This window comes from Mucilaginibacter sp. P2_D11 (genome assembly GCF_056404435.1).
In genome coordinates this window covers 136,943-149,597 of record NZ_JBFUEA010000005.1, presented here as the reverse complement: position 1 = coordinate 149,597, position 12,655 = coordinate 136,943, and the positions used below count along the sequence as shown (strand labels likewise).

At 47.7% G+C, this 12,655-nt stretch carries 10 protein-coding genes; 4 read left to right on the top strand and 6 right to left on the bottom strand.

All coding sequences use genetic code 11. From position 1 onward, the window contains the following. Positions 1 to 5 precede the first annotated feature (5 nt). Both AC1DXC_RS09235 and AC1DXC_RS09230 read left to right on the top strand, forming a co-directional pair. Positions 6 to 1,061: a homoserine O-acetyltransferase family protein gene (locus tag AC1DXC_RS09235; RefSeq protein ID WP_477458861.1), complete on the top strand. Its 1,056-nt coding sequence runs from the start codon at positions 6 to 8 to the stop codon at positions 1,059 to 1,061. Beyond that, positions 1,061 to 2,278 carry a homoserine dehydrogenase gene (locus tag AC1DXC_RS09230; RefSeq protein ID WP_477458860.1) on the top strand — a complete coding sequence of 406 codons (1,218 nt, stop codon included), beginning with the start codon at positions 1,061 to 1,063 and terminating at the stop codon, positions 2,276 to 2,278. Before AC1DXC_RS09235 ends, AC1DXC_RS09230 begins: the two co-directional genes overlap by 1 nt. 90 nt (positions 2,279 to 2,368) lie before the next feature. Here the strand turns inward: AC1DXC_RS09230 and AC1DXC_RS09225 are convergent, their stop codons facing one another. The 3 genes from AC1DXC_RS09225 to AC1DXC_RS09215 are packed head-to-tail and all read right to left on the bottom strand — an operon-like array spanning position 2,369 to position 7,929. Next, complete coding sequence (locus AC1DXC_RS09225) at positions 2,369 to 3,922, bottom strand: dihydrolipoamide acetyltransferase family protein (RefSeq protein ID WP_477458859.1); 1,554 nt, start codon at positions 3,920 to 3,922, stop codon at positions 2,369 to 2,371. 43 nt (positions 3,923 to 3,965) lie between these two features. Next, positions 3,966 to 5,213 (bottom strand): competence/damage-inducible protein A, encoded by a 1,248-nt coding sequence (locus AC1DXC_RS09220; protein WP_477458858.1) that lies wholly within the window; start codon positions 5,211 to 5,213, stop codon positions 3,966 to 3,968. Position 5,214: 1 nt separating this feature from the next. Further along, positions 5,215 to 7,929 (bottom strand): putative LPS assembly protein LptD, encoded by a 2,715-nt coding sequence (locus tag AC1DXC_RS09215; RefSeq protein WP_477458857.1) that lies wholly within the window; start codon positions 7,927 to 7,929, stop codon positions 5,215 to 5,217. Positions 7,930 to 7,981: 52 nt separating this feature from the next. Between AC1DXC_RS09215 and AC1DXC_RS09210 the strand changes: the two genes are divergently transcribed. Together AC1DXC_RS09210 and AC1DXC_RS09205 are read left to right on the top strand one after the other, a co-directional pair. Continuing rightward, the gene (locus AC1DXC_RS09210) at positions 7,982 to 8,899 is read left to right on the top strand and encodes an N-acetylmuramoyl-L-alanine amidase family protein (protein WP_477458856.1); all 918 of its coding nucleotides are present in this window, start codon (positions 7,982 to 7,984) and stop codon (positions 8,897 to 8,899) included. 15 nt (positions 8,900 to 8,914) lie between these two features. Further along, positions 8,915 to 9,862: an MlaD family protein gene (locus tag AC1DXC_RS09205; RefSeq protein ID WP_477458855.1), complete on the top strand. Its 948-nt coding sequence runs from the start codon at positions 8,915 to 8,917 to the stop codon at positions 9,860 to 9,862. 63 nt (positions 9,863 to 9,925) lie between these two features. Here the strand turns inward: AC1DXC_RS09205 and AC1DXC_RS09200 are convergent, their stop codons facing one another. The 3 genes from AC1DXC_RS09200 to moaC are packed head-to-tail and all read right to left on the bottom strand — an operon-like array spanning position 9,926 to position 12,612. Continuing rightward, positions 9,926 to 10,987, bottom strand: coding sequence for a ThiF family adenylyltransferase (locus AC1DXC_RS09200; protein WP_477458854.1), 1,062 nt, complete (start codon positions 10,985 to 10,987; stop codon positions 9,926 to 9,928). Continuing rightward, positions 10,977 to 12,152, bottom strand: a complete 1,176-nt coding sequence (locus AC1DXC_RS09195; protein WP_477458853.1) for an NTP transferase domain-containing protein — start codon at positions 12,150 to 12,152, stop codon at positions 10,977 to 10,979. The genes AC1DXC_RS09200 and AC1DXC_RS09195 overlap by 11 nt, the downstream gene beginning before the upstream one ends. Further along, entirely contained in the window at positions 12,133 to 12,612 is a 480-nt protein-coding gene (moaC, locus tag AC1DXC_RS09190) for a cyclic pyranopterin monophosphate synthase MoaC (RefSeq protein ID WP_477458852.1), read from the bottom strand. Before moaC ends, AC1DXC_RS09195 begins: the two co-directional genes overlap by 20 nt. Between the last annotated feature and the right edge of the window lie 43 nt (positions 12,613 to 12,655).

Genomic DNA, 12,655 nt, shown 5'->3' with positions numbered 1-12,655 from the left:
TAGAGATGAGTTTAGAAAGTTTTACCTACACCGGTGTATTCGAGCTGGAAAGCGGCAGTAAAATAAAGGACCTGCAAATAGGCTACAATACCTATGGCACCCTCAATAAAAACCGCGATAACGTAGTTTGGGTATGCCACGCACTTACCGCAAATTCTGATGTTTTTGATTGGTGGAAAGGCCTCTTCGGCGAGCATGATTACTTTAACCCCGATGAGCATTTCGTTATCTGCGCCAATATCATCGGCTCGCCTTACGGAACTTCGAACCCGTTAAGCATCAACCCTAATACCGGTCAGCCTTATTACCTGGCTTTCCCCGAATTTACCATCCGCGATATGGTGAAGGCGCATAAGCTATTGGCCGATCACCTCGAAATAGAACATATCGAGTTGTTACTAGGCGGATCTTTAGGCGGCCAGCAGGCTTTGGAATGGAGCATTACCGAGCCGGCGCGCATCAAAAATCTTATCCTCATCGCAACCAATGCCCGCCACTCGCCATGGGGCATCGCCTTCAACGAATCGCAACGACTGGCCATCAGGGCCGACCGTACCTTCTACGCTAATTCGCCTGATGGCGGAAGCAAAGGATTGCTGGCTGCGCGCAGCATAGCGCTGTTATCCTACCGCGGGTATAAAACCTACGATATTACCCAACAGGAAGAGGATAGCGCCCATACCGATAACTTTAGGGCATCGAGCTACCAGGCTTATCAGGGCCAAAAACTGGTAAACCGGTTCAATGCCTACAGCTACTGGTACCTAACCAAAGTGATGGATTCACACAATGTGGGCCGCGGGCGTGGCGGGGTAGAAAAAGCGTTGAGCCTTATCAAAGCCCGCACGCTGGTTATCGGCATCAAAACTGATGTGTTGTTCCCTATCGAGGAGCAGCAATACCTGTTCAGGCATATCCCCAAATCGGCCTTTGCCGAACTGGATTCCTTTTACGGGCACGACGGGTTTTTAATAGAAACACAAGACTTAACCAAAATAATCACATCCTTTTTTAAGACGGATGTTAAAGGGAAAATAATAGAACTGCAAAAAATCGCTTAATGAGTAAGAAACTAAATATTGGCCTCTTCGGTTTCGGAGTGGTAGGCCAGGGACTATACGATATCATCCGCACTAAGAACCTCAACCTCGAAATAAAGAAAATAGCCATCAAGAATCCCGGCAAGCTACGCAGCCTGCCGCAGGAATTGTTTACTACGGATAGGGACGAGATATTGAACAACCCTGAGATAAATACCGTAGTAGAGCTGATAAACGATACTGAAGCCGCTTTCGAAATCGTTTCGCGCGCTTTGGCTTCGGGCAAAAACGTGGTATCGGCTAGCAAAAAAATGATTGCCACCTACCTGCACGAACTGATTGCCCTGCAGGAAAAACACGGCACATCTTTGCTTTACGAGGGCGCAGTTTGCGGCAGTATCCCCATCATACGCAACCTGGAGGAGTATTACGATAACGAACTACTGCATTCCATCAGCGGCATATTCAACGGATCATCTAACTATATCCTATCTAAGGGCTTTTTAGAAAACCTGGATTATGATACGGCACTGAAGCAGGCACAAGACCTGGGCTTCGCCGAAACCGACCCTACCATGGATGTAGGCGGTTACGACGCTAAATACAAACTGGTTATTGCCGCCGCACATGCTTACGGTGTAATTGTTGAGCCGGAAACCGTGTTCAACATCGGTATACAGAACCTCAGCGCAAACGATATTCAATATGCCCGCGAAAAGAACCTGAAAATAAAACTGGTGCCCGTGGCCAAAGAACTGGATGCCCGCAATGTGGCCCTGTTCGTGTTGCCTAAATTCGTAAACGAAACCGAGTTTTTATACAATGTGGAGTACGAGTATAACGGCGTAACGGTACAGGCAGCCTTTGCCGACCAGCAATTTTTCTTTGGCAAGGGCGCAGGTGGCCACCCTACCGGCTCGGCAGTATTATCAGATATTGCGGCGTTGCGCTATGATTACGGCTATGAGTACAAAAAGGCCAAAGAAATTAAAAACCTGCAGTTCACCAATAACGTAGAATTGAATATTTACCTGCGTTACGAGGATGAAGCTTTGGTAGAAGCTTTAGGCTTCGAGCATATCCAGGAGCGTTATTATTCGGGCAGTTATAAATTCGTGATCGGAAAAATAAATCTCCAAAAACTAATCGACAACCAGCAACGTATATCAGACAACAAGGCATTCGTAGCCTTTGCCGATCAGCTAACAGGGGTCAGTTTAGCCCCGGCAAAATCTTGATGCCGCCGGAGTTTTTAGTAGATTCTCCGGCACAAAAAACAGAAGGCCCTTACGGGCCTTTTGTTTTTTGTAGAATTCACATTTAATTAACTATATGGTACGGCTTATATCCCAATTTTCAAGGTAGTCGGCCACCTTACGTACGAATGTTCCGCCCAGTGCGCCATCTACCACTCTATGGTCGTAAGATAACGAGAGGAACATCATGTGCCTTATGGCAATGGCATCGCCCTGCGGAGTTTCTACCACGGCCGGTTTCTTTTTTATTGCGCCAACCGCTAATATGGCTACCTGCGGCTGGTTGATAATAGGCGTACCCATCACGTTGCCGAACGAACCTACGTTGGTGATGGTAAATGTTCCATCCTTTACGTCATCGGGCAGTAACTTGCCTATGCGGGCACGATGCGCAAGGTCGTTTACAGATTTGGCAATGCCCAGCAGGCTTAATTCGTCGGCGCGTTTGATAACCGGAACGATGAGGTTACCATTCGGCAGAGCGGTAGCCATGCTGATATTGATATTCTTCTTTTTGATGATTTGCGTACCCACTACCGATACATTGATCATTGGCAGCGCAATGATGGCCTTGATAACCGCCTCTATGAATATCGGCGTAAAGGTCAACTTCTGCCCCTCGCGTTTCTCGAACGGGCCCTTCACCTGTTCGCGCCAGTTTACCAGTTCGGTAACGTCTGCCTCCACAAATGAAGTTACATGCGGCGAGGTGTGCTTGCTGTAAACCATATGGTCGGCAATAAGCCTGCGCATACGATCCATTTCTATAATCTCGTCACCGCCGGATATTGATGCAGCCGGTTTTGGTGCAGTTTTAGGCGCTTCCTGGGCAGGTGCAGCTTTTGGTGCTTCCGCAACCGGTTGAGGTTGTGGCTCCGGAGCAGCTTCGGGTTCTTCGTCAGGTGCCTGTACGGGTTCTTCAACCGGTGCAGGTGGCGGCGTATAGGGTGCAGGTATCGCTGCGGTGTAAGTAACCACCGGTTCCTCAGACAACACGGGTTCTGGGTGTACAGCATGCACCGGGGCTTCGTACTTCGGCCTGTTTTTGATGTAATCCAGCAGGTCGTCTTTGGTTAAACGGCCATCTACGCCGGTACCGGGTATATGATCCAGCTCATCGTTGCCAATGGCTTCCTGCATGGCAATACTCTTCACCAGTGGCGAATAAAAACGGTTGTCGAACTTTACGCTGCTCAATACCGATGGCCGTTGCGGCAACTGGCTTATGCCCGGGATATCCTGCACAGGCGGAATAACCGGTGACGGCGCAGGTGGCGCAGCAGGCGTTTGTTGAACAGGTTCTACCGGCGGAGCGTAGGCTACGGGCGGCGGTATATTTTCTACAACGGGTGCAGGCTCGGTGGCTGGTGCTTCTATCGCGTCAGGCTCTGTTTCTATAACTGCTATTACAGAACCTACCTGTACTACGTCGTTTTCTTTGTAAAGTTGTTCTATTAATTTGCCGGAGACCGGCGAGGGAACTTCAGAATCTACTTTGTCAGTGGCTATTTCCATTACGGCCTCGTCAATTTCGATGTAATCTCCCGGGCTTTTGGTCCATTTGATTACCGTTGCTTCCGCAACGCTCTCCCCCATCTTCGGCAGTAACAGTTGGTATTTGGCCATACAGAATATCGTTTGGTTTGGTCAAAATTATGGATTTTGACGGTCATTTTTCTAATTCGTTAAGTAAAGTAATTAACATAAAAAACGCCCATACGGCACTCCGTTCGATGTTTTGGAGGCGTTTATTACCAAATGTGAATTTCTTTGTTACTGTTTTATTTGCATTTGCCACCGCAATCCATACGGTGCCCACAGGCTTTTCGGCGCTCCCGCCATCCGGGCCGGCAATGCCAGTTACCGCCACCGCATAATCTGAGTTAAAGTTGCGCAGTGCGCCTTCAACCATTTCGGCTACGGATTCGCCGCTTACGGCACCAAATTGCTGCAGCGTTTCGGCCTCTACCCCAAGCACGCTTTCTTTTAGCTGGTTCGAGTACGAAACCACGCCGCCTAAAAATACCTGCGATGAGCCGGCGTGCTGCGTTATCAGGTGCGATATATAGCCGCCGGTGCAGCTTTCCGCTACTGATAAGGTAAGCCCGCGTTGCGCCATAAAATTGAGCACTGCTTTTTCCAGCGGGATATCCTCTTCGGCAACCACGGCATGCTTTACGCGGTCGATGATTTTTGCGGCATAACTATCCACTTCGGTTTGTAGTAGTGCAGCATCTTCGCCATCGGCACTTAAGCGCAGGCGCACCTGCCCTAGTTTTGGCAAATAGGCCAATTTAATATGCGCAGGCAACGAATCCTCTATATCAGCAATCTTCTCCGCCAGGAAGGATTCGCCCTCGCCTGCCGTGAGGATGGTTTTATGGATAATTACCGGCAATTTAAATGTGGTTTTCAGTTTGGGTATCACCTCCTCTTCTACCATGTACTTCATCTCGAAGGGCACACCCGGCATCGAAACATATACTTTGCCATTACTATTGAACCACATGCCCGGCGCAGTGCCATTTTTATTCTGTATTACCTCGCAATTGGCCGGCACTTCTGCCTGTTGGCGATTTACCTCCAGCAAGGGGCGGTTATATTTTTTGAAGATGTTGCTTACGTTATCCAGCGCGGCCTGGTTCAATACCATACCCACATTGAAATATTCGGCGAGGGTTTTCTTGGTGATATCGTCTTTTGTTGGCCCCAGCCCGCCGGTTATCAGGATAATATCGGCGCGGGTGGCGGCTTCGGCAAGCGCGGCCAGGATATGCTTCCTGTCGTCGGATACTGATGATATCTGCTTCACCCGGATGCCTGCGTGGTTCAATTTTTCGGCCATCCAGGCCGAGTTGGTGTCAACAATTTGTCCTATCAGTATCTCGTCGCCAATGGTTATTATTTCTGCCAGCATCTTAATTGAATGATTGGTTGTTGGTATAATCGTTACGCTTGCTCAGCTTCAGATCCTGCAAAATAGAGGCCTTTACTTTAAGCGTTACGTTGTACGATTTATAATAGCCGAAAGGCAACCATTGTATTGATAGATCCCAGCAATGCAAATCGCGGTAAATGGCGAATGAGGTTGCGCTGCTCAGTTGCCTGGCTTTTAAATCGTAGTTGGTATTGTATTGTATCTTCCATTTTTGAGTGATGCTTACGTCGCCGCTAAGCATTACTGTATTGCTGGAGCTGCTGTTGATGATGTTGTTTTGGTAGCTGAAACTGTAATTGATAGATAAATTCCAGGGTACGTTAAAATCGATATAAGCGCCCGGGTCGCTGTTGATTAGGGCAAGGCGCTGCGATTGGTCTGGCGTCATCGCGGCCATGGTTCCGTTTGTGTTTTGCTGTGGCTTCGGCCTGAAAACAGCCGGGTTGAGGCTGGCGCTCATAGAAAGGCTGAAACTTTGCAACAAGGGGAACTTGCCTTCGCTGAAACTTAAACGGTTTACGCGGCGGGCGTAGTTGCGTACCTCCCCATTTGAGATGGAATCTCGTACGAGCGTTAGGTATGGGTCGAAATTGCCGCTGAAGTTGATGTTTACTTTTTGATTAAGTATGGAAGTGTGGCCGGATACGCTGATATTAGACAGCTTCATCGAATCGGCTGCGAAATTGTAAAATGTAGAAAGAGAAAGGCCCTGGAGTATAGGTATTTTCGGTTCTATGCCGCTGGTATCGGTGCTTTTGGCCTTCACCTTGGCCTCGATGGTATTATCCAGCGAAAAGCCTATCCCTGCCTGTTTTCCTGAGGATGGCCCGGGGTAAGCGGACTGCTCGAAAATAGAATACTGTTGCGAAGTATAAGGATATGGCACGCTGGCGGCACTTACTGCCGTGCGGTAATAGCCAAAGCTTGGGTCGCCAAAATCGGGCCGGTAGCTAAAGCTTATCTGCGGCGTAGTGGTAGTGCGTATGGCTCTCAGCTTGCCTTTTTTAAAGGTAATCATACTGTAAACCTTGGTAGATACGCCGGCGTTTAAGTTGTATTCACCGGATCGTGCAAAGCCGGCAACGGTATCTGTAATAGGCAGCAACTGCCCGCTGATGCTCCCCCTATCGAACCTTTTGCGCACGGTTTGGAAATTCCAGCGTTCGGTATAGGTACCGCCGGTATTGAACTGGAAGTATTTAAGAATGTTCATGTTCAAAGAAACGGGCACAGTATGCATCATACCATTCTGCAGCTTTTTTGTTAAAGTGTTTTTGGTAAACAACTCAGACTCGGGGATGCTGTTTAGCTTATTGGTACCTACCAGGCTGTAACCTACGTTTATCTTCTGATACCATTTCTGCTCGCCCACGCGATCAGCCGGGTCGAACGGGCTGATGGTAGACATGTTAAAGCTGAAGGTAGGCAACTCTAAGGTTACCGTTTTTTTGGTAAGATCTTGCGAGTGGCCCAAACTTATGTTTAAGTTGAAAGGCGTGCCGGCCCAGGTGCGGCCGTAGTTGATGCTGGATCGCAGGTTGTTTTGGGTAAGCGATTGCAGGTTGTAGCTATCTTGCGCCCTCGTGCTTTGATAAAAGCTTGATGTACCGGCGTTTACTGAAGCACTGAAGGTAGTGCCCGGATGCGCGTTAGGGTCTTGCGAGTGCGACCAGGTGATGTTGAAATCCTTACGCGGCGGATCGCCTACCAACCCGTAATTGTGCGAGCCGTAGCTTAATGTTATGTTGCCACCATACTTATATCTTTTAAGGTAACGCGAATTGGCACTCAACTCATACGATCCTTTAGAATACAGCGAACCCATAAAGGTAACATCGATATTATCATTGATGCCCATATAATAGCCCAGGTTGCGCAGGTAAAAACCCAGTTTCTGATCTTCGCCGAAGGTGGGCAGTATCACACCCGAGGAACGGGTATTGGGTTTTGGGAAAAAGCCGAATGGTATGGCAAAAGGCAAAGGTACGCCCTCAACCTCCAGATATGCGGGGCCCGATATGATCCTCGATTTTTGCCCGATACCCTTTGTAATCACGATACCAAAATGCGTATCAGGGAAAGGTAGCGAACAGGTGCTGAAGATTACGTTGCGGTAGGCTACCTCATCGTGCGGCAGCACTTTTGCCTGCCCGCCCGAGATGAAATTACCGTCCTGCTCGGTAGCAGGGTTCCATATTTTACCTTTTTTGGTATCGTAATTAAACAGCAGCGAGTCTGATTCTACAGGCTTCTCGTCTTTAGATTTGGAGATGGGTCTCCCCTCGCCATAACGCCTTTTTTGGTCGATACGGCCACGGGCAAATATCAGGTGATTTTTTTCGTCGATACGGATGTAATCGGCATCCAATTCAAAATCTTCATAAACCACTTTTGCCCTTCCCCACAGGTACGAGAGTTTGTTTTTCCTATCGGTATAGGAAGAATCTTCGGCCGTTGCCCTGATGATGGATTTAAGGCCTGAGCCTTTGGGCGTGGTATCGCGTTGTGCCACGAGAGTGTTATTTTTAGCGTTGGCAACAGGTTTTTTTAGCTTCAACAGCTTTCGGTCGCGTACAGAATCAAGTTTAATAATGGTATCTTTAGCAAGCGTTTTGCTATAAGCGTTGCTTGCCTTAGCTACAAAGCTTACCATTACTATAAGTGCAAACAGAAAAAAAGGGGCAACTAATTTCAAAATAGATTATGAATAGTATTTTTGCAGGTACAGTTAACAGCGTTCAAACATAATGAAAAATAAAATATTGAACAGGTTCAAAAAGTTGATTCCCGGTTTAGGGGTGTTATTATTATGCTTCTCGTTGTTTCCATTAAAGTCGGTAGCTTCCATAAAAAAAGACACCATTGTAAACAGTTTTAAGTTAAAAACTATCATCATAGATGCAGGCCACGGCGTTAAGGCAGATGGCGCACCTGCGGGGCATTATTCGCGCGGTGCCGACGGTACTTTTTCTTCGGAAAGAAATGTAACGCTTGCCATTGCGCTTAAATTGCAAAAGGCGATAGAAAAAGAATTAGCCAGCGTAAGAGCCGTTTTAACCCGTAGCACGGCCGATGACGTATCTTGGGAAAGGCGAGCGCAAATAGCTAATGAAAATAAAGGGCAATTATTTATCTCGCTGCATTGCAACTCCCTGGCCGACCGCGTAGTACATGAACGAATAGGTACTAAAAAGAAAAAACCGGTGTACCGGAGCGTGCGCGTGGCAGACAGATCCGGTAAAGGTGTGCTATTGCTGATTTACGGTTTGCACCGCTCGCGCGAGGAAGAGAAAGCTATACAAAACAACCAGGTGGAAGATAGCGACCTTAATGGTGAGGCCCTTGACCCCGACGACCCTACCGTTATTATACTTACCAACGAGTATAAGCGGAAATTCCGTAAGCAAAGCGTAAGTATCGCAAACTTTATAAACGATGAATTTGTTCAGAATGACGGAAGGCGCACCGAAGGCTTGCGCGAGCAAGGGCTTTACTTACTTTGCCACAGCGCTATGCCATCGGTAATGATAGAAACCGGGTACATCAACAATATTGAAGAAGAGCAGTACCTGAATTCTGAAGAAGGACAAAACGAAATTGTAGATTCGATAGTTCGGGCCATCAAAAATTACAAGAACCAAATGGAACTAACTATAACAAACTAAAAAACACCACCTACCTTGAAAATATCTAACGAAACAAAAATTGGCGCCCTTACGGCGGTATCTATTACTGTATTAATACTTTGTTATAGTTTTTTAAAAGGGAACGACGTTTTCTCTGGCTCGAATAAATTTTATGCCGTTTACCGCAGCGTGGAAGGCTTAACGGTATCTAAACCCGTGCTGGTGAACGGATTCCAGATAGGGCGCGTTTCTAAGATGCAATTCTCTGATAAGGATGGGCGTACCACCGTTGAATTCAAAATAAACAGCGAATACGATATACCGGACAATACCCTCGCAAGGTTGGAAAGCACTGACTTGCTTGGCGGCAAGGCTATCGTTTTCGAACTGGGTAAAAGCACTGTATTGGCCCAAAGCGGCGATACCCTGCGTGCCGATATACAGGGTAGCCTGGCCGAGAGCCTGCAGCCTATACAACGCAAAGCAGAAATACTGATTACTAAGGTAGATTCGGCTATGGGGGCCATCAACCATATCCTGAACCCAAATTTCCAAAAAAATGTAGACCGCAGCTTTGCCAGCATTGCCAATTCTTTGGAAACGTTGGAATTGACCACCAGGAAGATTGATGCGCTGGTTGGCGCGCAAAGCGGCCACATAGATGCCATAATGGCCAACGCCGAAGCTACATCGGGCAATTTGAAAGCGAGTACCGCACATTTTGATGGTATAGCAAGCAACTTCAAAAAATTCAGCAGCGACCTTGCTGATTCCAACATCAAACAAACGCTGGATAACGCCAATAAAGCCGTGGCCGATTTACAGGCTGTGATAGCTAAAGTAAACAGCACCCAAGGCTCCCTTGGTTTGCTGACAAGCGACACCAAACTTTACGATAACCTGAATAATGCTTCCAAAAACCTGGATAACCTGATGATAGATCTGAAAGCACACCCAAGCAGGTACGTACACTTCTCTATTTTCGGCAAGAAAGGGAATTAAGGGGCTTGGTGAGTGGTTGTTAGTGAGTGGAGAAGGTTTTGAGTTTCAGTAATTGGGAACCCGCTACTCTCCTATTTCGGCCCAGTTATATAGCCCTCCTTCGAGGGATAAGGCGTTGATAGCCGGCATTAATTTGTTTACTAATTTCACGGCTTCGCTGCTGCGTTTGCCTGTGGCGCAATAAAATACTACTGTTTTATCGGGCCGTAGCAGGTGGATATTTTCTTCGAGTTCGTCTAAAGGGATGTGTTCACCGCCGATGTCATATAGATCGCGCTCTTGCAGCGTTCGTACATCTATAAGTAGTATCTCATTGTGTTCCAATTGCTTTTGCAAATCAGCAGCAGTGATTATTGAAGGCTCGGTTATTTGCTGTAACGCCGTGATATTGGTTTTAGTAATGCTACCTATTTTGATGATGCGGCTCTGCATGCTTAATGCATCAAAAATCAGCACTTTCCCTGCAAGCACCTCCCTGGTTTGGGTGATGAGCTTGATTACCTCGTTGGCTTGCATGCTGCCAATAATACCCGCCAATGTTGGGATAACACCCCCTACCGAGCAGTTAGGTATTTGCGCGGCATTAACCTGGGGGTACAAGTCGCGGTAGTTGGGGCCGCGGCTGCCATCAGAATTGGGCATATTCCAAACGGCTACCTGGCCTTCGTACTGGTAAATTGCGCCGTAAACCAGCGGTTTGCCGGCTAGCACGCAGGCATCGTTGATGAGGTAACGCGTGTCGAAATTATCGGTACAATCTACTATAAAATCATAATCATCAATCACTTGCGCAATGTTTACTGAAGTGATTTTATCGGTATGCGGTACTAAGGCAATCTCGGGGTTTTGCCTCAAGAGGCGTTCGCAGGCAATGAGCGCTTTTTGCTTTCCTACATCTTCTGTATCGTATAGTATCTGCCGGTGAAGGTTCCCTGGCGATATGGTATCATAATCCGCAATGCCCAGGGTGCCAATGCCGGCCGCGGCCAGATACAGCGCTGCGGGGCAACCCAAACCTCCCGCGCCAATGATGAGCACCTTCGCTTGCTGCAGGCGCTGCTGAGCCGCTTCGCCGAAACCGGGCAAGGCTATCTGGCAGCTGTATCGTTGCAGGTCAGGATTCATCGGTTTTGGCAAGCTGATTATGGATAATGCGTTTCACCCGGTCCATTTCTTCGGGAGTGTTTACATTGCTCAGAGCGGCAGCATCGGGCACACGCAATAAGTGGATATCTGAATTGATAAGCACCTTGCGAGGGCAGGAATACCCTTGCGCGAGGAATTGAAGTAAAGCCGGATAAGCTTTTGGTTCCCAAATTGTTATCAATGGCTCAGGAAAGCCGGTTGCATCGCTGTAATAGGTTGTAGCCAGGTGCTGCGTGCTCCGGTTGTCTATTAAATGCTGTAAGATATTTCCGTCTACAAGCGGCATATCGCAGGCTATTACCAACCAGGCCGCATCCGGGTTATACCGAAATGCCGAGAGGATGGCCCCATATGGCCCGAGGCCCGTAAAGGTATCTGTTAAGGTTTGATACTCATCGGCTATCTCGCCTTGCTGTTGCTCATTCCGGCAGGAAATAAAAACATCATGGCAAAAGCCTTTCAGCATATCCGCCATATAATAGCGTTGTTCTTTGCCGTGCCAGTTCACCGTGCCCTTGTCAACTCCCATACGTTCGCTTTTGCCGCCGGCCAATACCAAGCCATTCAAAACAGGCTTTGCTTGCTGCAATTTATCCTGAAAAAAGTAGATTATCTGCTCCCTATCACTGTTTATCCTAAACGTGGGCAACTCGCTCCAGTTAGGGGCTGCCTCCTTTACAAAATCGAATATCTCGTCGGCGTTATCGGCCAGCAATATCATTTGGATGTTATTTAGCTCGGCTGCTCTTTTTTGCAGGGACGCTTTTTTATTGGCATCTATGATAACCACCTGCGCTTTTGCCTGCTGATGGTTGCCATTTACCAGTACCATATCCATATGCGCGAACAATTCGCGTTGCATAAATGGCGTTAAGGACGTTTTGTAGCACAACTGGCTGAAATTTACCTGATCGGCATATTCCAAGGCCGCCCCAACGGTTAGCCGGCCTTGCAGCTGTATATCCTCATGCGAGGTATCGGCATAAGCACACTGATATTGCGGCGAGAGGGCTTCGATAATAGTATCGGCCAGTACTTTTATAACGGTACAGGGCCCACCTACGATGGCCCATTCGTTTCGCGCAAAATTACCCATTGCCGGGCGGGCAATAGCCGTATGCTTTTTATGTTCTTTTAAAATCACGCTTACCTCCTGTTTTTGAGATGAGTTTGGTTTCCTTAATAACGATATCGTGGCTAAGCGCCTTGCACATATCGTACACCGTTAAAGCCGCTACAGATGCGCCGACTAACGCCTCCATCTCGATGCCCGTTTTTGCGGTGATGCTGGCTGTGCATTCTATAACCACTTCATCTACTTCGTTTAAACTAATGGTAATCATGCAGTTATCCATACCTAATGGATGGCAGAGGGGTATCAGGTCGCCGGTTTTTTTGGCGGCCATAATGCCGGCGATTATAGCCGTTTGAAACACCGCGCCTTTTTTAGATTGCAATTCGCCATCGGCTAAAAGCAGCAATACCTCCTGCGGTAGCACCACGATGCTTTGCGCCGTGGCCGTGCGGTGCGTAGCCTGCTTTGCCGATACATTAACCATGGTTGGGTTATTCTGCTTATCTAAATGAGTTATCTTTGATTCCACCGATTGTTTTTTTGAGACCGATTAAAATGATTTTATTGATTTC